Raw genomic sequence first — 19657 nt, 5'->3', positions numbered from 1 at the left:
ATTAAATTAGCAATTTACGGTCTTTTATCATTAGCGCTGACATAAGCTTATGCTTGCCTTCACCATAAGCATCACGCTCCACCACCACCGTTTTCATATTGTCGTACCAGACTTCACGGGGCACGCCCTGGAAGTAATCAAAGGTGAGTCGATGACAGTGCTCAAGTGTGTCGTATCGCATGTTATCAGTGAATATCACCATCATCGCTCGGCTATAGCCCAAGACAGCGATAAAGGCATGAAGGGGAGATTTACCTCCCCGCATTTGACCCCAGTCGACTTGCATTTGCTTGCCGGCTTCGGTTTCAAAACGCACGATGGGCTCTGGTGTAGGTTTGCCACGATACAGATACAAATACTGACGTAATAACGACAAGCTACCGGTATAGCCTAATTCTTTAAGTTCCCTAAATAACACGACACCGGAGAGATACACCGGTTTCGCTTGTGCAATACGGGAGTGCAGAAACGACTTAAATGGAGCAAGCAATGAAGACGACTTATCACGTGATTTATAAACTGGCTCATTCATCTTGCTGTGCAAATACCGCTTGACGGTATTACGCGAGATGCCCAGTTGTCTGGCGATAGCTCTTTGTGACAGCCCCTGTTTATACAAAATCTGAATTTTCATGAGTTCTTCTTTTGAAATCAAAGTACCTCCGAAAAGGCACCATGGTGAAAACAAGTGGCTCAGATTTCAATTGTTGGCTTGGCTCAGTTTTGCATTGTTGGTAACACTCGCTGGATAACAGCTTCTCTCACCGTTTGATTAATAATATTTCTATACATCAACCGTAAGGGCTCGGGTTCGGACAGATTCTGTTTGATGGCTAAATACTCCTGTGTGGAGCGTTCATAGACCCAGATATACAGATCACGTAACAACTCGATGCGAGTCATCTCATAGACACCAATAACCGCACGACTGTACGCCTGTTCAGGTACATCAATGAAGGTCAGAGGGCATAAATTAGCGCGGATCATTGGTAGGTTGCCCAACAGACGTGAGGTGTGTTTATTCACATCTGCAAAAGGTTGGAGATAAGGCAGATGAACCATAACAAAGAATGATTGTTCAAACGGATCGCTGATCTGATTTGCCTTATTCAGCACTTTGTCAAGTATCTCGCTGATTTTTGCGGGTACAGAAAGGGGGCGGTAAACACTCTTGCCAATATCAACAGCATGTTGACGTAACCGGCCTTCGTCAGCAGGGTTTGGCAGCAAATTTTCCGACAACGTACTGTGTAAATTGAGCAAGGTATAACGGTTAAAGCGGATAGTCGCTGCATTATCGACTAACAACTCTATAGCTGCTTTGTGATTCAGGATCATCTGCGTTTCAATGGCCGCTTTACCTTGAGAAACCATGCCCTGTTCGATCAATTGTCGGGTATCCAAACGGGAATAGGTATTTCCTTCCAGATGACTCGATGCCCACGACAAATCGATCAATAAGCGGTTCAGGATCTCACGACCATAAGTTCCAGCAGGGAGTTGAGCTTGTCCGGTATCCCCCATTTTTTTAATTGGCGACACAATGGCTCAGACAGATAGCGTGTTTTATTGGGTTGGTAGCTTTCTAGAAAATCGCGCTGATAGCCTACTGGTGTGCGTATGGTGATGGTGTCAACGCTACTTTAGATTGACCACTTTTTGCTACTTTAAAATGTCCAGTTTTTGCTAATTTTCCTGTTGGGTTTCTATTCCAGGCGCCTGGATAATATCAGTCGTTTTTATAGGCAACATGCCTGCTTTGCGTTTATTTTTGAGTCGGTAGCTTTCTCCTTTAATATTCAATGTGGTTGAATGATGTAAAAGCCTGTCTAAAATCGCAGTTGCTAAAATGTGATCACCGAATACGTCCCCCCAATCAGTAAAACTTTTATTTGATGTGAGAATGATGCTCGCCTTTTCATAACGACGGCTCAATAACCTGAAAAATAGGCTAGCTTCTTCGCGATTCATCGGTAAATACCCGATTTCATCCAGTATTAATACCCTGGCATAGCACAGTTGCTGAAGTTGGCGTTCCAGACGGTTTTCTTGCTTTGCCTTCATTAAGGTACAGCAGAGTCTATCCAGAGGCATAAACAATACCCGATGCCCAGCTGTAGCTGCCTTGACAGCCAGCGCTATCGCCAAATGCGTTTTCCCTACCCCAGGTGGGCCTAACAAAATGACGTTTTCATGATGTTCGACAAACCTCAGCCCCGCCAGCTCGCGGATAATTTTCCTGTCTATACTTGGTTGGAAAGTAAAGTCAAATTGCTCCAAGGTTTTTATCCACGGCAAACGTGCTTGTTTTAACCGCGATTCCAAGCCTTTTTGGTGACGCCCGTTCCATTCCTGGGCTAATGCCTGCTGGAGAAATTCACGGTAGTTCAGTGCTTTCTTGGTGGCTTCTTCACATAAACTCTCCAACGCATCGCCCAGGTAATCCATTTTTAACCGTATCAACAAGTTTTCCATTTCCATCAGAGTAGCTCCTCATACACACTGAGCGAACGAGACGCTACTCGATTGACCTGTTGCCAAAGGGCTTGATGATGTTCTGGCACCTTTTGCCAGCCCTGCGTTACCTCCTGCAAGAGATGCGTCGCGAGCAGTTGCTCATCGCCGTAAATACGTAGCGTATTATCTAAACCGATACGAATATTAACCGCACGACCACACCAGAATGAAGGCACGCTATAGCGATTACCTCTGACATCGATATAGCTGTCCCATGCCACTTGTCGTAGGTCGAAGTAGCTGGTATCGAAATCAGTCGCAGGGAGTGGCATCAAGGCTATTTTTTCCTCAGCAAAACGATTTTCCGGTGTCTGCTTGAATTGACGAAGATGACGCTGGTCTGCCACTTTCGCCAGCCACATCGCTAGCAGTTGATTAACATGAGCGAAACTCTCAAACTGACGGTAGCGAGTGAAAAAATTGTGTTTAACATAGCCCACCATCCGTTCGGTTTTGCCTTTCGTTTGCGGTCGATAAGGCTTACAGGCGCGAGGGCTAAACCCATAGTGATTAGCCAGTTGCAGGAAGCCCGCATTGAACTCGATGTGGCCATTTTGTCCATGTTTGATAACAGCGGCTTTTTGGTTATCTACCAAGACATTTTTTACGCTGCCACCGAAGTAATTGAAGCTGCGAACCAGCGATTCATACGTGTGCTCAGCATCTTGCTTAGGGGCAGCAAAGACATGAAAGCGACGCGAAAAACCGAGCGTATTAACGGCAAAATTAACCGTACAGGCAGAGCCTGCCACCTCAACGATGATTTCTCCCCAATCGTGTTGAAGTTGATAACCGGGGAGGGTTTCAAAGCGTACCGTGTTTTTCGAGGCCCTGAGCGGACGTTTGGGATGTATATAACGTCGGAGCATCGCACTCCCACCCCGGTAGCCTTTTTCACGGATTTCCTCAAAAATAACCGCCGCATTCCAAACCTGTTCACTCAACCTTGAATCGATGTAGTCTTTAAAGGGCTCGAGTTTAGCAACCTGTTTTTTACCGCGTTTTGCTGTTGGCGGCGCAGGATAGCTAATGTGCCGTCTCACCGTTTTTTCTGAACACCCTATCTGATGGGCAATATCAACAATAAATGCCCCCTGTTGATGGCGTTGTTTTATCATGTAGTGGTCCTCTCTTCTTAGCATGCTTATTTCCCTCATGGCTTTGTCACCACAAAGGAAACTGCATTCTGGCTTGAGTGGACAAATTAAATTAGCAATTTACGGTCTTTTATCATTAGCGCTGACACGAGTAACCACCTGGCGTAGTCGCCCATGTAGTGGTCAAGTAAAATCGGACACTTTTTTAAGACACCTTGATTAATGGTATTCGCTCAAACTCCATGGGAGAAAGATATCCCAGTACACTGTGGGGACGTTTACTATTGTAATAAGCCAAATAGTCCAACACACTTAGGTTGGCATCATGGTGCCCCTTCAGCACTTCGTAGTGCAAATATTCATATTTCAGACTGCGGAAGAAGCGCTCTGTGGGGGCATTATCCCAGCACTGGCCTTTTCTACTGTGGCTTGCCTGCATGCCCCTAACCGACAGATGCTGCCCGTATTCACGACAGGTGTACTGACTGCCTCTATCTGAGTGGTGAATTAGCCCCTTATTGGGTTTTCTACGCCAATACGCCATTTGTAGAGCCGCTAAACAGAGCTCAGTCCGCATATGCGCTGCCAGGGTCCAGCCAACTATTTGGCGTGAGTATAAATCCATTACGATAGCGAGATACTGCCAACCCTGATAGGTACGGATGTAGGTGATATCAGTTGTCCACACCTTATTGGGTGTGTTCACGGTAAATTGCCGATCCAGCAGATTGGGGGCAATCGTGTGGTTATGCTGACTGTCTGTTGTCACCCGGTAACGCTTCGGATAACGGGCGATTAATGATAGCGAAGCCATTAAACGACGTGTTTTAAAGCGACCGACCTGAAAGCCTGCCAGATTTAATTTCAGTTTCAACCTGCGTGAACCCAGTGTTTGTTTATGCTCATTAAATATTCTAACCGTCGTCCGCTCCAATGCCATCATGGCTGGAGAGGTTACCTGAGGGGACTTTCTTTTCCATTCATAAAAAGCACTGCGACTGACCTTCATCACACGACATAACAAGCGCACTGGATAGGTCTTCTTTTGCTCACGAATAAACTGAAATCTTATCCGTTTTCTTTCGCAAAGAAGACCGCCGCTTTTTTTAAAATTTCACGCTCCATCAATAAGTTATTGCGCTCTTTGCGCAGGCGAATTAATTCTTCACGCTCGGCCAGACTCAGACTCGCTTGCTCAGAGCCTGCGCGGGATAGGGTTCCCTTTTCAGCTTTGACCCAGCGTCTTATCGCACTTAACGAAACACCCAAACTGGCTGCCGCCTGTTGGCAGGTATATTCTTTTTCCATGACTAAATTTGCGGCGTCTTGTTTAAAATCCAGACTGTATTTCGCTTGCTTAATTTTATTGTTCATTTTTTTCTCCTAGAGACATTTTACTCGCGGTCTTTAGAAGTGTCCGGAAACAGTAGACCATTACACCCACTGGATAATCTGTATCCGATTGTTTATCTGGATTGTATTGTCGTTAAAGTTCACCAGGATAAGCGGGTTGTCAATAAATCTGTCTATATCGCGCTAGGCATCAATATGGAAGGACATAAGGAATGCCTTGGCTTGTGGATAGCGGAGACGGAAGGAGCAAAGACCTGGTTATCGATTCTGACCGAGTTAAAGAATCGGGGCTTAAATGATATATTAATTGCTTGTATGGATGGTTTAACCGGGTTTCCTGAGGCTGTCAACACGGTCTATCCTGAGACAAAAATCCAGCTTTGCATTGTCCATTTAGTCCGTAATTCGGTCAAATACGTCAGTTGGAAAGATCGAAAAGCACTCTGTGCCGACCTAAAACTCATTTACCGTTCCGCTACAGAAGAAAATGCTTTGCAAGAGCTTGATAGTTTTGAAGGACGCTGGGGTGAAAAATACCCAACAGTGGTACAAATTTGGCGCAGAAATTGGGATAACCTATCCACATTTTTTACTTATCCCGATGAAATTCGCAAGGTGATTTATACAACAAATGCGATAGAATCACTCAATAGTGTGATACGTAAAGCCATAAAAAAACGCAAAATATTTGCACATGATAGGTCTGCATTAAAAGTGATTTATCTGGCAATAGAATCTGCATCAGAAAAGTGGACAATGCCGATACCAAACTGGCGTCAGGCTCTCAATCACTTTATGATCGAATACCCTGAACGGTTATCAGTGTATTTATGAGGCGTGGGCAGTTACACAGAATCTTGTACAGGCTCAACCATTATCCTGAGTTAGAGAAAAATAAGGTTGTTACTGTTTGTGATAGAGAAGCAGATATTTATGATTTGTTTGAAGTGGCTTCAACTCACTCCTTTCCCTTTGTAGTAAGAGCACGTCAAGATAGAACAGTAAATAAGAAATCGCAGTATTCTAAAAAGAGCGGCGAAAAATTGTTGGCGTTGATGAGTCGTTCACCTTGCCAGGGAGAAATCAAAATTAACTTCCCTGCTCGTAACAATAAGGCCAAAAGGACAGCGATTTTAGAAGTCCGGTTTAATCATTTTACAATGAATCCGCCACGAAATAATGTTAAACATAAAACGAGAAAGCTTCCTGATTTAAAATTACATGCTGTGTCTGTGATAGAAAAATCGACTCCCCTCGGAGAAGAGCCGATGAACTGGATGTTGTTAACCAATAGACCTCTTCGGAAACTATCATTTATCTAATTTCCATATTATAAATTGCAGCAATCAGATTAAATCTTAATCCAAAACGTTTTCGCCTGTTTCGATAACGGTCTGATACAATTTTAAATCTTTTAATCATACCAATGACATGTTCGTTTAATACACGCTGGCTTGATAACGCACGATTGTTGCGTTTATCTTCTTTTGTTAAGGGATTTTTCTTTGTCTTTTTCTTAGGCAACGCCGAGTTTGAATGAATCTTGCCAAGCCCTTGGTAACCTGTATCGGTAACTGTTTTGATGTCAGGATGTATTCGCACACCAGACTCCTTGAACAACCTAAAATCATGGCGCCTCCCATTCGTAAAGCTTGTACAGATGACTGCTTTACTTTTTTTATCAACGAGCACTTGTGTTTTTAAGGTGTGTCGTTTCTTTTTTCCTGAGTAAAACTGCTTTTGTTTTTTTGGGGACGTTCAATCGGCGTTTCTGTGGCATCAATAAGAACCAGCTCATACTCCCTATCACTTTTTAATAAAGCTTTGCGTCCAGGTAGGGCAAAATCAGGATGCTTTATTAACGTATTCTCTATCCATTTAATCGTTTCATAGCATGTGTTCTCACTCACGCCATAGCTTTGGCTGACATGAAAGTAAGTGCGATATTCTCGTATATACTCCAGTGCCATTAATAAGCGATCTTCTAAACTCAGCTTGGGTTTCCGACCTCCCTTCCCTTGCTTACTCTTATCTGCTTCATTCAATATCTTTATCATCTTTTCAAATGTACTGCGTTTAACACCCGTTAAGCGACGAAATTTTTCCTCTTCCAGTACTTTTATTACTTCATATTTCATGGCGGCTCCTTGTTCAGGAGTGTTTTACCAAAATTCTTATATGAATGCTAGTTTCCGAAGAGGTCTAATGTATTAAAGTCAATACTTTACAATGGACAACGAAGTCTATTGCTCCCATTCGCTGTTCAGTCTGAAGGGTCTTATCGGCTCGTCGGTTGGTCTTTGGGTGGTGTTGTGGCTTATGAAATTGCCATGCAACTTATTGGCGAAAACCAGTATGTTGAGTTTCTTGGCTTACTTGATACCTTTTGTCCTAATCATAATACGCTTAGAAAACATCAATGGCGCTCAAAGCATACATTACTAAACGATTGTCTACTTGCGTCATGCGAAGAGTTTTATGAAAGACGACAAAACACAAACAGTAAGCAGGCTGGCTTGTCAGATGGAGCACCTTCCAAACAAAAATATGAAAGCCTTAACGAATTGAAAGAAAAGATTGACCAGCTCAATTTCGATGCACTGCTTAAAAAGTGTCGCGAATTAAGCTTATTGCCCTGGTATTTTGTTGATCGTTCTGATACAGAAATTCAGCAATATATTGCGCGTTTGTTAGCACATGAAGAAGCACTGACACATTATTCAGTTTTTCCACTACCCATCCCGATCCATCTTTTTATCGCACAAGATAAACCGATAAATAAGGAAGGTGATATAGAGTCCAGTAGTCCTTTACTAAATTGGGATAAGGTTTTACCGATTGAAAAAATACATGTTATTCCTGTCCCTGGCGACCATCTGTCTATGATGGATGTGCATGTGTCATCCCTTGGTCAAGCTGTCACTCAGGCAATTAACCAGCCCCCTCCGTCACCTTTAGTAAGGACAAACGCCTTGTTTGGGCAGGACGTAAGCCTGTAATGGAGGGCGCAATATGAGAATTTTTGACTTAACTAACGTCTCTGAATTTCATCAGGTGTTCCCTGAATTAACACAAGCACAATTTGAAACAGCAATGTTGTTTTGTCTTGGTTTATCTCAAGGTGAAATTGCTCATTTACGTTCTGTTAGCTATTCAACGATAAAACAAACACTAGAAGACATCAAAGTTAAGTTAGATTTTTATTCAATCAATAACTTACTGGCAGTATTTCAAATTCGTTTGTTTATTTTCGTTCTCACAAGATGCACTATCGAACACAGAACAAAGTAAGCAATCAAATAATGGGCTCAATATCATTTGAGCCCTAACACATTTCAACAACAATATCTATCTCCATAATGGAGAGTGTAAAAATAACATCAATCCTTAATATTCATTATTCAAGAAATCATATTGCAGATTTAACATTTCTGAAATGGGAGGTCATTGTGATGAATGAATCCATTGTTGTTGACGTACTGCTATGGGCTGCCGGCTTACTCTTTTATTTAATGTTGATGGCATGGGTTATCCACGATAGTCGTTCTTGAATCACCAACGTCAAGTGCAAAGATATCTCCAACACAGTCAATTTGGGGGATGGGGTGATGTGCTATCAACAATAAAGCAACACCAGGGAAGCGATGCGCTCACTCCATCCCCCAAATTGACTAACCGGAGAAACCCATTAACCCCTTTATTCGGCAACAATTAATTTGCTGAAACGGTTTACACAAAAGAAAATGGTATCTAAAACTGAAAAGTGGTAGGGCAAACCCACAATAGAAAGTGCAGGGTGAGATAGAAACTCACCATCCCGGTTATCTGCGTGCCCAAGATAATAATTATCTTGGGTCTATATTGACTGCTGGCTGCATTTTTATAACCATAAAAATAGCCGATGTATGCAAAATACTCTTTTAATCCCTATCGTTACAATCAATCTTGGGTGATAACCCAAGCAGATTTGAAAGACCGAGTTGATCAACCGGTGAGCCTTACGGCTATCCTACCTGAGCCATCATATTAATATACGACTAATTTTCTAGCACGATGAATATAGTCCACAATGATTTCTTTCGTCAATAAGACAAGTACATTAGCTCCGGTAGGAAACGTCATTCACATTACCCGAGTCGCTATATTCAATACTTGCTGTCTGCCTAAGACATACTTAAGTGTCAAGTGGTCTTCTTTGCAGCCCTGCGATAACTTTAAGCAGAAAAAGAAGATGTACTGTACATGAATAAAGAGTAAATTTCACTCTATTTTCGTTTAGATTAACAATTTTTGTTAAATTGCTATTGAAACCAAATGCTATTTGGATAACACCCATTATCAACGCTAACGAATGAAAAACGTTATATCAAATGGTTGAATTTTATTCTGAATTCAATGTTGATTGGGTACGCAATAACGGAGAAATAGAAATCGCTAGTGATTAGCTCACCAAATTACAGAAAAGCGGCAGGCGATACACCGAACCGAACCGCAAGCAATTTAGCCTGCCGCACATTGATACGCCTCTTCTCGTTAAGGATGTCGCTAACCACAGACTGCCCCCCTATTTCTTCCGCTAAATCAGTCTGATTCAGACCATTTTGTTCCATAACAAAACGTAGCACTTCATGTGAGGATGCATCAGGGATCAAATGCAAAGTACTCTCATAGTCCTCCACAAGCTGACTGACAAGATCGAGAAAATCTGCCAGTGCATGGTTTTCATTGTCGCCAACAACATCAAGCAGACTGTTCATTAAGCTGATAACCTGTTTATATTGTGTATTACTCTGGATCGTACCTAGTTTCACAGGTAACAAATCTTGAAAAGCTTTCCAAGCAGACCCAATAACAGTGGGATTAATCGTGGCTGCGCTCATAATTTATTCCTCCTGTGTGTCTTATTCCAACGGTTATATTCAGCATGAGTAAAGACTTCACGAATATAAAGTTTTTGCCGATTGTAATGAATAATAGTAATGACCCGAAAATTATTTCCACCTACATCAAATATTGTATAGGGACAAAAGTAATCAGCTGAATTAAAAGTTTTTTTTACATCAGTAAACGTATCAAATCTGGACGTACTAACCAGCCGGTACCAAACTTCTAAAGGCGATTTAGCGACAGAATGCTTTAACCAGAAGGTTTCAAGCGCTTTCTTAGAAAGAATATGCATAGGAAGATAATATAGCATATTGCTATATTGCGCAATAACAACACCACCCTAAAAAACGCGGGAACACAAGAAAGCCAGTAGGGGTCGTTTGACGAAAGGGGTAGAGTCGAGGTGTGGCTAGTCGTGGGTACTGCTTTGTGGCCTTTGCCAACGGTCTTGATACCTGAGCAGTGCCGTTTTCTCCTGAGTCCCTGCCAATGAAATGTGTAGTGGTCAAGTAAAACCGGACACATTTTTAAGACAAATTGATTACAGGTATACGCTCAAATTCCATGGGTGAAAAATAAGCGAGTAGACTATGTGGTCTTCTACTATTGTAATAGGCTAAATAATCCAGCCCCCCTAACTTGGCATCATTACGGGTTTTAAGTATTTCATAATTCAAGTATTCATATTTCAAGCTCCGAAAAAAACGTTCTGTTGGTGCGTTATCCCAACATTGCCCTTTACCACTCATACTGGCTTGCACACCCATCACTTGCAAATGGGCACGATACTGATGGCGGGTATATTGGCTGCCTCTATCTGAGTGATGGAGCAACCCTTTTGGAGGTTTTCTGCGCCAGTAAGCCATCTGGAGAGCTTGTACACACAGTGCTGTCTTCATGTGGGCTGCCATTGCCCAACCGATTATTTGGCGCGAGTATAAGTCCATCACCACCGCTAAATACATCCAGCCTTCATAAGTCCAAACATAGGTGATATCCGTTGTCCATACCTCCTCTCTCTGAGTAACGGTAAATTCCCGCGCCAACAGGTTGGGTACGATAGAATGATTATGAGCGCTGTCCGTTGTTATCTTATGGCGTTTTGGATAACGGGCAAATAACGCTAATTTTTTCATGAGGCTTCGTACTTTGTAGCGACCCACTGAAAATCCTAATTCATTAATTTTTACCTTTAACCTTCTAGAACCCAGCGTCTTTTTATGGTCTATAAATAGTCTAACCGCCTCTTGCTCCAGCGCCGTCAAGGCAGAAGCGATTACCTGATGTGATTTTCCTGCCCACTCATAAAACGCACTACGACTGACTTTCATCACATAACAGAGCAAGCGCACGGGGTAGGTCTTCTTTTGCTCACGAATAAACTGAAATCTTATCCGTTTTCTTTCGCAAAGAAGACCGCCGCTTTTTTTAATATTTCACGCTCCATTAACAAGTTATTGCGCTCTTTGCGCAGACGAAGTAATTCTTCACGCTCGGCCAAACTAAGACTCACCTGTTCAGAGCCTACCGGGGAAACTCCCCCCCCCTTTCAGCCTTGACCCAGCTTTTTATCGCACTTAATGAAACCCCTAAACTCTCTGACGCTTGTTTGCACGTATACGCTTTTTCCAGGACTAACTTTGCTGCGTCTTGTTTAAACTCCAGCGTAAATGTCGATGGCTTCTTTTTACTTTTCATTTTATACACCTCTGATTTGCAGTTTATTACAGCTCTTCAAAAGTGTCCGGAAACATTAGACCATTACACATGTTTCTCTAGTAGAATCCAAATCCCGCCGGTCGCTTCCCCACGTAATAGGCTCTCCCTATCTCCAAGTACTATCAACCGGTCCGACTTCCGGTAAACCATCGAGCCATTCTTGCTTTTCAGGCTTGTTTGGCTCTACAGGCTCCCACCTGAGCTTACCGGATCTCCCTTGTTCACATAGAGTCCTTCGATAACATGCCGTAGGTACGAACCCCGGAAGCAATCCCACACTCTCACCAATACGATTGTAGGATTTCTGCCTTCCCCTTCGAGGCATAGGGTCGGCTACTTCACAGCACGTTCGATATCGGGGCTATTTATCCTCTTCACTTTCGGTTCCGGCCTGTTATCTCCCTGTCTACGCTTCGCAGTAAGCGTTACCACTTACCACGCAAGACTCGGTTCCTGGCTGCTGGCTAGACTTTACCAAGGTAGTCATTTCAGACTACTGTCCTCTATGCGCTTGCAAGGCGCAAGCCTCGTCAAACGCAGCAGGCGGTTTTCCCGCACTACGCTTACCTGACAACTTCATACCAAAGCTTATGTGACCTATCTAACCTGAATTCGGGATAAGGAATTGACGTTTATTTTCTCTAACTTTTTGAACAAGAATAGATAAGTGCCTCGTATTTCAAGATAATCATGTTTGCGGACATTATTAATCACGAAATAGCGAGACACTCATGAACGATATTACCGAACTTTATTGCTTAATGGACGATTTTTGTAAAAAATTTGAGCCCATATTGAATGCCCAGCTTTTAACAGATGGCGCCAAGCAGCGTATCCGTGCCACCTCTCTTTCTTTGGCGGAGCTGATGACGCTAGTGGTATTATTTCATCAGATTCGTTATCGCCAGTTCAAATCATTTTATTTACATCATGTATGTCAGCATCTTAGGGGTGAGTTTCCGACGCTTCCCTCTTATTCACGCTGTATTGAGCTCCTTTCCCGCTGTGCAATGGCGCTTTATGCCTTCTTTGAAACGGTTAAGGGTGACTGCTCAGGGCTCTCTATTGTCGACTCCACACCGCTTGCCGTTTGCGATAACCTACGTATCAAGCGTCATCGCGTTTTTCAAGACTTGGCAGAACGGGGGAAAAGCTCGACTGGCTGGTTTTTTGGTTTTAAATTACATGCCGTTATCAATCATCGGGGTGAACTACTCAGTATTCGTCTAACCCGTGGTAATGGTGACGATAGAAAACCCGTTCCTGACTTGGTCACAGGGCTTTTTGGCCCGCTTTACGCAGACAAAGGATATATTTCTAAAACGTTGTTACAGCAGCTGAAAGAAAAAGGGGTTACCTTGATCACTCGAGTTCGTCGCAACATGAAGCCCGTCGAGCACTCTGAGTTTGATAATGCCATTTTGCGTAAACGTTCATTGATTGAAACTGTTTTTGATCAACTCAAGAATATGTGCCAAATAGAGCATACTCGTCACCGCTCACCACAGAATTTTATCGTCAATTTACTCGGCGGCATCGTCGCTTACTGCCTCACTCCATCCAAACCAAAATTAGCTCTGCATTCTTCAAATATCGTCACATTATAAAATAGTCGGCTTATCCCGAACTCAGGTTATTATAGGATCGGTAACTCAAGTCGATGTTTTACCTACGTTAAAGATTGGGTAGAAAAGAAAGCGAGACGTCATTTAATGAAGGCGCGTCGACGGCAAGGCTTCGGCTGGGGGAGATGGAGTAGGGAAGGGTTTTATCAAAAATTAGGTTTATATTCAGACTATAAGATTAGATATTACCCGGTACAGAAAGTGTCGCCAGCTAGATAGGTCACATAAGCTTTGGTATGAAGTTGTCAGGTAAGCGTAGTGCGGGAAAACCGCATGCTGCGTTGTGCGTCCAGCAAAGGCTGGTACATTCAGCAGGAGATAGACCTGCCAGGGTAAAAGTCGGCGCCCTGTAGCTTGGGTAGCAGCATGGCGGGAAACCAAGATGTTGAAGCCTACCGACAACCTTACCGTTAGGGTAAGTGCGAGATATCAGGCCGTAATACAAATGAACACAGAGGTGGCCCCGAAAGTGCGTAACCTCGAAGGCTGAGCCCGCAACGTAGGGGGCGAAAGCAGCATTGCTGAGCGAAATCGACTGAAACACTGAGCAACTTCGGCGGGGTGGTAGTGACGGCATGATATCAAGGATGTACGAAGCAACTGGAGAAGCCCTCCTCGTCCCAGTGAGAAAGCCACTGGAGCAAGGTAGATTCTATAACCGGTGAACCGGGAAGTGAATCGAAGACGAGAGGGTGGCGGAGGGGTGTGTAGTAGTGATGAAGCAAGGTAACGCTTGTGGAGCAAAGGCACCCTACTGACAATAATGCTTCTAACAACAAGGGAGGCAAGGGTTGTCATGATAAAAACAACCATTAATTTGCAAGACCTGAGAAGGAAGATATACATCAAAGCGAAGGCTGATAAATCTTGGCGATTTTGGGGTATCTATGTTCATGTTGGTAAGATGGAAACGTTGCGTACCTCCTATAAGCTGGCGAAACAAAACAAGGGGGCACCAGGAGTAGATGGGGTGACCTTTGAAGAAATTGAGTCCGCAGGGGTAGACAACTTTCTTGAATCCATCAGGAAGGATTTACTCTCCAAGACCTACTACCCACTGAGGAATCGGAAACGGGCGATACCGAAAGCTGGAGGGCAATCCAGGATGTTAAGTATTCCCACTATTCGAGACCGCGTAGTGCAAGGTGCAGTCAAACTCATTCTAGAAGCGATATTCGAGGCAGATTTCCAGCCGGGCTCTTTTGGTTATCGCCCCAAGCGAACGGCTGCTGAAGCAGTAGAACAGGTAACAGTAGCAGCTATCAAGAATATGACGCGAGTCATCGATGTCGATCTCAAATCGTATTTTGACACCGTGCGCCACGATATTTTGTTAAGCAAAATAGCAACGCGCGTGAATGACAAAGAAGTCATGCGGCTACTCAAGCTGATACTGAAAGCAGGTGGGAAATGTGGGGTACCTCAAGGCGGTCCGTTGTCGCCATTACTGAGCAATATCTATCTCAATGAGGTAGATAAGATGCTTGAACGAGCAAAGGGGGTAACGGGTACGGATGGATATCAGCATATTGCATACGCGAGATGGGCTGATGATCTTATCATAATGATCGACAGCTATAGAAAATGGGATTGGCTGGCAGCGGGTGTCTACAAACGACTGAAAGAAGAACTCATGAAGTTGGGAGTAACACTTAATTTAGAAAAGACACGACAAGTTGATCTGAAGCAAGATGAATCCTTCAGTTTTCTAGGGTTTGTTTTTAGAAGAACGAAAACAAAGCAAGGGAAATGGGGAATCATGAAAACACCGAAGATGGACGCGAGAACACGGCTTTTACAGAAATTAAAAGCGGTGTTCAGAGGCCATCAGTCTCAACCGATTGATCGGGTCATTTATCTCATCAATCCGATACTCAGAGGCTGGGTGAATTATTATAGGATCGGTAATTCAAGTCGATGTTTTACCTACGTTAAAGATTGGGTAGAAAAGAAAGCGAGACGTCATTTAATGAAGGCACGTCGACGGCAAGGCTTCGGCTGGGGGAGATGGAGTAGGGAAGGGTTTTATCAAAAATTAGGTTTATATTCAGACTATAAGATTAGATATTACCCAGTACCGAAAGTGTCGCCAGCCAGATAGGTCACATAAGCTTTGGTATGAAGTTGTCAGGTAAGCGTAGTGCGGGAAAACCGCATGCTGCGTTGTGCGTCCAGCAAAGGCTGGTACATTCAGCAGGAGATAGACCTGCCAGGGTAAAAGTCGGCGCCCTGTAGCTTGGGTAGCAGCATGGCGGGAAACCAAGATGTTGAAGCCTACCGACAACCTTACCGTTAGGGTAAGTGCGAGATATCAGGCCGTAATACAAATGAACACAGAGGTGGCCCCGAAAGTGCGTAACCTCGAAGGCTGAGCCCGCAACGTAGGGGGCGAAAGCAGCATTGCTGAGCGAAATCGACTGAAACACTGAGCAACTTCGGCGGGGTGGTAGTGACGGCATGATATCAAGGATGTACGAAGCAACTGGAGAAGCCCTCCTCGTCCCAGTGAGAAAGCCACTGGAGCAAGGTAGATTCTATAACCGGTGAACCGGGAAGTGAATCGAAGACGAGAGGGTGGCGGAGGGGTGTGTAGTAGTGATGAAGCAAGGTAACGCTTGTGGAGCAAAGGCACCCTACTGACAATAATGCTTCTAACAACAAGGGAGGCAAGGGTTGTCATGATAAAAACAACCATTAATTTGCAAGACCTGAGAAGGAAGATATACATCAAAGCGAAGGCTGATAAATCTTGGCGATTTTGGGGTATCTATGTTCATGTTGGTAAGATGGAAACGTTGCGTACCTCCTATAAGCTGGCGAAACAAAACAAGGGGGCACCAGGAGTAGATGGGGTGACCTTTGAAGAAATTGAGTCCGCAGGGGTAGACAACTTTCTTGAATCCATCAGGAAGGATTTACTCTCCAAGACCTACTACCCACTGAGGAATCGGAAACGGGCGATACCGAAAGCTGGAGGGCAATCCAGGATGTTAAGTATTCCCACTATTCGAGACCGCGTAGTGCAAGGTGCAGTCAAACTCATTCTAGAAGCGATATTCGAGGCAGATTTCCAGCCGGGCTCTTTTGGTTATCGCCCCAAGCGAACGGCTGCTGAAGCAGTAGAACAGGTAACAGTAGCAGCTATCAAGAATATGACGCGAGTCATCGATGTCGATCTCAAATCGTATTTTGACACCGTGCGCCACGATATTTTGTTAAGCAAAATAGCAACGCGCGTGAATGACAAAGAAGTCATGCGGCTACTCAAGCTGATACTGAAAGCAGGTGGGAAATGTGGGGTACCTCAAGGCGGTCCGTTGTCGCCATTACTGAGCAATATCTATCTCAATGAGGTAGATAAGATGCTTGAACGAGCAAAGGGGGTAACGGGTACGGATGGATATCAGCATATTGCATACGCGAGATGGGCTGATGATCTTATCATAATGATCGACAGCTATAGAAAATGGGATTGGCTGGCAGCGGGTGTCTACAAACGACTGAAAGAAGAACTCATGAAGTTGGGAGTAACACTTAATTTAGAAAAGACACGACAAGTTGATCTGAAGCAAGATGAATCCTTCAGTTTTCTAGGGTTTGTTTTTAGAAGAACGAAAACAAAGCAAGGGAAATGGGGAATCATGAAAACACCGAAGATGGACGCGAGAACACGGCTTTTACAGAAATTAAAAGCGGTGTTCAGAGGCCATCAGTCTCAACCGATTGATCGGGTCATTTATCTCATCAATCCGATACTCAGAGGCTGGGTGAATTATTATAGGATCGGTAATTCAAGTCGATGTTTTACCTACGTTAAAGATTGGGTAGAAAAGAAAGCGAGACGTCATTTAATGAAGGCACGTCGACGGCAAGGCTTCGGCTGGGGGAGATGGAGTAGGGAAGGGTTTTATCAAAAATTAGGTTTATATTCAGACTATAAGATTAGATATTACCCAGTACCGAAAGTGTCGCCAGCCAGATAGGTCACATAAGCTTTGGTATGAAGTTGTCAGGTAAGCGTAGTGCGGGAAAACCGCATGCTGCGTTTGACGAGGCGGGCGATGGAAACGGGAGCAATCAAGATAAGTCGTGATTTGATCACCGCGCCATTGTTCGACCCTACTGACGAGGCGGGCGATGGAAACGGGAGCAATCAAGATAAGTCGTGATTTGATCACCGCGCCATTGTTCGACCCTACTGACGAGGCGGGCGATGGAAACGGGAGCAATCAAGATAAGTCGTGATTTGATCACCGCGCCATTGTTCGACCCTACTGACGAGGCGGGCGATGGAAACGGGAGCAATCAAGATAATATCGTGATTTGATCACCGCGCCATTGTTCGACCCTACCGTATGACCCAAAGTCTAAGCCGCAAAGGGAATTGTTGGGACAACGCTCCTATAGAGCGCCTATTCAGAAGCCTCAAAACCGAATGGGTACCCAAAGCAGGCTATCCAACTGGGCAAGAAGCAAAACGAGATCTTATTGATTATCTCATCGGCTACTACAGTCAAACTCGCCCTCATCAATACAACGGCGGATTAACCCCAAATGAATCCGAGCGGCTGTACTGGGAGAAACACAAGATACTGGCCAATTTTACTTGACCACTACACCCTGTGCAATGCCTGATAATATCGGTAATGTCAGTGCTAAGATAAAAAAAAGTAGCGTTGACAGTAATGCTTTACGCAACAACGGAGATTCATTTCGATTGCCTGCGGCATGCATATTACCATCAAGAAGCTCACCCAATACCCTTATTATCTGATGTTATGCAGCCCACATCTGATAGGTTTGTCAGATGAAAAAATCTAATCTTTATTTATACACTGACTTTATTTTAATTTATTTTCTTGCGGAGGTCTAAGATGGCTTATAATTGTAATTCAATTCCTGTTGTTTTCGTACATGGGGTGGTGCAGACCCTGGTGTCTGGAGCTCTATCAAGCTGGGTACCAAAATTCTCATTTATTTGCCTGGGATTATCGTAATGATACTCATAAATCTATCAATGAACAGCTTAGCCCGCTTTTCGATAATTATATCAATAGTGTGTTGAACGAAACGGGAGCGAGCAAAGTCGATATTGTAGCTCATTCGTTTGGTAGCTTGCCAACAAGGTGGTTTATCAAATTTGGGGGAGGTTCAACAAAGGTACGTAATTGGATATCTATAGCTGGCTCCAACCACGGTTTAGATCGCATAAGAGGGATCGGTTTAACGATTAATAACTTATTCACTTCCGACCAAGGAGGCGCCGATATGCAATCGAGTTCCTATGTAATAAGAAAGCTCAACGAAGGAACAGAAACCCCCGAGCCAACAAAATACACAACAATTAGCTCAACCGGAGATGATCCATCATTTTTTGATATGTTAGGGAGTAGTTCTAGTTCTAGTTCTAGTTCTAGTTCTAGTAATTCTTCAGACAAAGTTGTTTCAATATCTAGTACCAAGTTGACTGGAGCAAACAACATCGTCATTCATGATGAAAATTTGGGGCATAACGCTTTGATCCGTGATGAGCGAGTCTTTTCCCATGTGCTTAACGTTCTTGGCTGTGATGCCTAAAACTGATAGAAAATGTAGGTCGTGACTCGAATTTGTTGATAAAGGGGGCGTTGGTGCATAGAGGTGTGAAGGTTGTTACTTCCCCCAAGGGGTTATGACTCTGTCACTTCCTTACAGGCGGAATGAGTGCTTGCTGCGGCCAAAAGCCGATTAAGAACGGCAACACCTATCGATGCTTCCGTCTTCTGTGCAGCCAATCCGCGAGCCCGAAGACGAGGTTCAATCAGTGTTTGTAACACCCCATCATGGTCTCAACCAAGACTCGTTGACCGTAGTTTAGGGCTGTTTGCCAGGCGAGTCGCCCCTTGTTCTGGATCATTTCCAGGTGCTGATCGCGTTGGGTCGGTGGCTCTATCGTGCTACTAAAGCTGGGCGCAGTGATTGAAGAGAGCCGCGCCGATGCAGAAAAAGAAGCGGCAGAACGTGCGGCGCGAGAGGAAAAACGCCAGAAGCTTTTGCAGCTTATCGAAAAAGAAGGTTTCACCGCTGAAGATCTGTTAGGCTCAGCGGTAACAATCAACAAGAAGCGCAGAAAAAAACTAGCAGCTCCCGCCAAATACGAATTTGTCGAGAATGGTGAAACAAAAACATAGACAGGGCAAGGGCGCCAGCCAAAGCTTATTGAAGAAGCCCTGAAAGCCGGACGCAGCCTTGATGCGTTTTTGATTTCCGCAAGAATTGATTGAACAAAAAAGAGAAGGATCCGGCATAGACTGGTATTCGATGGCTAAAAAAGCAAGAATAAGAAAATTTTCTGAATACTCTGCCCTCAGAGCAAGTAAAGAGAAGGCAAAGCAGGGATTCACTGTCCAATGGAACGAAAACGTACTATAAGGGCTTCCCCGATTAGTCAACACCGGTTTTTTATTCTGTCTGGCTATC

General features: G+C 44.0%; 21 protein-coding genes and 4 pseudogenes. 12 read left to right on the top strand and 13 right to left on the bottom strand.

Features of this window, described 5'->3' with window-relative positions:
• Nucleotide 1 precedes the first annotated feature (1 nt).
• The 4 genes from istA (AACL30_RS03450) to istA (AACL30_RS03435) form a co-directional block, all read right to left on the bottom strand.
• Nucleotides 2-655, bottom strand: a complete 654-nt coding sequence (gene istA / locus AACL30_RS03450) for an IS21 family transposase (protein WP_339057821.1) — start codon at nt 653-655, stop codon at nt 2-4.
• Nucleotides 656-717: 62 nt separating this feature from the next.
• Nucleotides 718-1542 (bottom strand): Fic family protein, encoded by an 825-nt coding sequence (locus AACL30_RS03445; RefSeq protein ID WP_339057820.1) that lies wholly within the window; start codon nt 1540-1542, stop codon nt 718-720.
• A 144-nt stretch (nt 1543-1686) separates the two neighbouring features.
• Complete coding sequence (istB, locus tag AACL30_RS03440; protein WP_339058365.1) at nt 1687-2484, bottom strand: IS21-like element helper ATPase IstB; 798 nt, start codon at nt 2482-2484, stop codon at nt 1687-1689.
• Nucleotides 2481-3659 (bottom strand): IS21 family transposase, encoded by a 1179-nt coding sequence (gene istA / locus AACL30_RS03435; RefSeq protein ID WP_339056344.1) that lies wholly within the window; start codon nt 3657-3659, stop codon nt 2481-2483. The genes istB and istA (AACL30_RS03435) overlap by 4 nt, the downstream gene beginning before the upstream one ends.
• On the opposite strand from istA (AACL30_RS03435), the gene AACL30_RS03430 reads away from it, so the two are divergent.
• On the top strand, nt 3658-3837 hold the full coding sequence (locus tag AACL30_RS03430) for a hypothetical protein (protein ID WP_339057819.1): 180 nt from the start codon (nt 3658-3660) through the stop codon (nt 3835-3837). The genes istA (AACL30_RS03435) and AACL30_RS03430 overlap by 2 nt on opposite strands.
• Here the strand turns inward: AACL30_RS03430 and AACL30_RS03425 are convergent.
• Nucleotides 3820-4671 carry an IS3 family transposase gene (locus AACL30_RS03425; RefSeq protein ID WP_339058385.1) on the bottom strand — a complete coding sequence of 284 codons (852 nt, stop codon included), beginning with the start codon at nt 4669-4671 and terminating at the stop codon, nt 3820-3822. The two genes, AACL30_RS03430 and AACL30_RS03425, sit on opposite strands and share 18 nt — an antisense overlap.
• An 11-nt stretch (nt 4672-4682) precedes the next feature.
• On the bottom strand, nt 4683-4988 hold the full coding sequence (locus AACL30_RS03420) for a transposase (protein ID WP_339057793.1): 306 nt from the start codon (nt 4986-4988) through the stop codon (nt 4683-4685).
• Between the two features lie 66 nt (nt 4989-5054).
• Between AACL30_RS03420 and AACL30_RS03415 the strand changes: the two are divergent.
• A pseudogene (locus tag AACL30_RS03415) lies at nt 5055-5801 on the top strand (IS256 family transposase); the annotation flags it as partial.
• A 35-nt stretch (nt 5802-5836) separates the two neighbouring features.
• Nucleotides 5837-6259: pseudogene (locus tag AACL30_RS03410) on the top strand (IS4 family transposase); the annotation flags it as partial.
• Nucleotides 6260-6281: 22 nt separating this feature from the next.
• Here AACL30_RS03410 and AACL30_RS03405 read toward each other — a convergent pair.
• Nucleotides 6282-7105 (bottom strand): IS5 family transposase gene (locus tag AACL30_RS03405; RefSeq protein ID WP_339057818.1). Its coding sequence is split into 2 segments (ribosomal slippage): nt 6282-6718 and nt 6718-7105, totalling 825 coding nucleotides; the frame shifts between segments, so codons are not numbered across the junction.
• A gap of 108 nt (nt 7106-7213) precedes the next feature.
• On the opposite strand from AACL30_RS03405, the gene AACL30_RS03400 reads away from it, so the two are divergent.
• Together AACL30_RS03400 and AACL30_RS03395 are read left to right on the top strand one after the other, a co-directional pair.
• Entirely contained in the window at nt 7214-7966 is a 753-nt protein-coding gene (locus tag AACL30_RS03400; protein WP_339057817.1) for a thioesterase domain-containing protein, read from the top strand.
• Between the two features lie 13 nt (nt 7967-7979).
• Nucleotides 7980-8258, top strand: coding sequence for a helix-turn-helix transcriptional regulator (locus AACL30_RS03395; protein ID WP_339057816.1), 279 nt, complete (start codon nt 7980-7982; stop codon nt 8256-8258).
• A gap of 1163 nt (nt 8259-9421) precedes the next feature.
• On the opposite strand, the gene AACL30_RS03390 is transcribed toward AACL30_RS03395, so the two are convergent.
• The 5 genes from AACL30_RS03390 to AACL30_RS03375 form a co-directional block, all read right to left on the bottom strand.
• Nucleotides 9422-9847, bottom strand: a complete 426-nt coding sequence (locus AACL30_RS03390; RefSeq protein WP_339057815.1) for a helix-turn-helix domain-containing protein — start codon at nt 9845-9847, stop codon at nt 9422-9424.
• Complete coding sequence (locus AACL30_RS16325; protein WP_407078949.1) at nt 9844-10146, bottom strand: type II toxin-antitoxin system HigB family toxin; 303 nt, start codon at nt 10144-10146, stop codon at nt 9844-9846. The genes AACL30_RS03390 and AACL30_RS16325 overlap by 4 nt, the downstream gene beginning before the upstream one ends.
• Nucleotides 10147-10381: 235 nt before the next feature.
• Nucleotides 10382-11233, bottom strand: coding sequence for an IS3 family transposase (locus tag AACL30_RS03385; protein ID WP_339058386.1), 852 nt, complete (start codon nt 11231-11233; stop codon nt 10382-10384).
• A gap of 11 nt (nt 11234-11244) precedes the next feature.
• Nucleotides 11245-11367 (bottom strand): hypothetical protein, encoded by a 123-nt coding sequence (locus AACL30_RS03380; protein ID WP_339057048.1) that lies wholly within the window; start codon nt 11365-11367, stop codon nt 11245-11247.
• An 11-nt stretch (nt 11368-11378) separates the two neighbouring features.
• Nucleotides 11379-11552 carry a transposase gene (locus AACL30_RS03375; RefSeq protein ID WP_339057814.1) on the bottom strand — a complete coding sequence of 58 codons (174 nt, stop codon included), beginning with the start codon at nt 11550-11552 and terminating at the stop codon, nt 11379-11381.
• 752 nt (nt 11553-12304) lie between these two features.
• Between AACL30_RS03375 and AACL30_RS03370 the strand changes: the two genes are divergently transcribed.
• The 5 genes and pseudogenes from AACL30_RS03370 to AACL30_RS03355 all read left to right on the top strand — a co-directional run.
• Nucleotides 12305-13180, top strand: coding sequence for an IS982 family transposase (locus AACL30_RS03370; RefSeq protein WP_339057813.1), 876 nt, complete (start codon nt 12305-12307; stop codon nt 13178-13180).
• Between the two features lie 12 nt (nt 13181-13192).
• Nucleotides 13193-13417 carry a group II intron maturase-specific domain-containing protein gene (locus AACL30_RS16320; RefSeq protein ID WP_422389591.1) on the top strand — a complete coding sequence of 75 codons (225 nt, stop codon included), beginning with the start codon at nt 13193-13195 and terminating at the stop codon, nt 13415-13417.
• A 577-nt stretch (nt 13418-13994) separates the two neighbouring features.
• Nucleotides 13995-15299: a group II intron reverse transcriptase/maturase gene (gene ltrA / locus AACL30_RS03365; RefSeq protein WP_339057671.1), complete on the top strand. Its 1305-nt coding sequence runs from the start codon at nt 13995-13997 to the stop codon at nt 15297-15299.
• Nucleotides 15300-15876: 577 nt separating this feature from the next.
• Entirely contained in the window at nt 15877-17181 is a 1305-nt protein-coding gene (gene ltrA, locus AACL30_RS03360) for a group II intron reverse transcriptase/maturase (RefSeq protein WP_339057671.1), read from the top strand.
• 348 nt (nt 17182-17529) lie between these two features.
• A pseudogene (locus AACL30_RS03355) lies at nt 17530-17808 on the top strand (integrase core domain-containing protein); the annotation flags it as partial.
• Here AACL30_RS03355 and AACL30_RS03350 read toward each other — a convergent pair.
• The gene (locus AACL30_RS03350) at nt 17801-17956 is read right to left on the bottom strand and encodes a hypothetical protein (protein WP_176603449.1); all 156 of its coding nucleotides are present in this window, start codon (nt 17954-17956) and stop codon (nt 17801-17803) included. The pseudogene AACL30_RS03355 and the gene AACL30_RS03350 overlap by 8 nt on opposite strands.
• Before the next feature lie 156 nt (nt 17957-18112).
• On the opposite strand from AACL30_RS03350, the gene AACL30_RS03345 reads away from it, so the two are divergent.
• Both AACL30_RS03345 and AACL30_RS03340 read left to right on the top strand, forming a co-directional pair.
• Nucleotides 18113-18775 carry a hypothetical protein gene (locus AACL30_RS03345; protein WP_339057812.1) on the top strand — a complete coding sequence of 221 codons (663 nt, stop codon included), beginning with the start codon at nt 18113-18115 and terminating at the stop codon, nt 18773-18775.
• A 365-nt stretch (nt 18776-19140) separates the two neighbouring features.
• Nucleotides 19141-19461 (top strand): annotated as a pseudogene (locus AACL30_RS03340) (H-NS family nucleoid-associated regulatory protein); the annotation flags it as partial.
• Nucleotides 19462-19657 lie beyond the last annotated feature (196 nt).

Source organism: Candidatus Regiella endosymbiont of Tuberolachnus salignus, from assembly GCF_964020115.1.
GTDB classification, from domain to species: domain Bacteria; phylum Pseudomonadota; class Gammaproteobacteria; order Enterobacterales; family Enterobacteriaceae; genus Regiella; species Regiella insecticola.
Note: the sequence above shows the minus strand (reverse complement) of the source record. Positions and strands in the feature narration are given on the sequence as shown.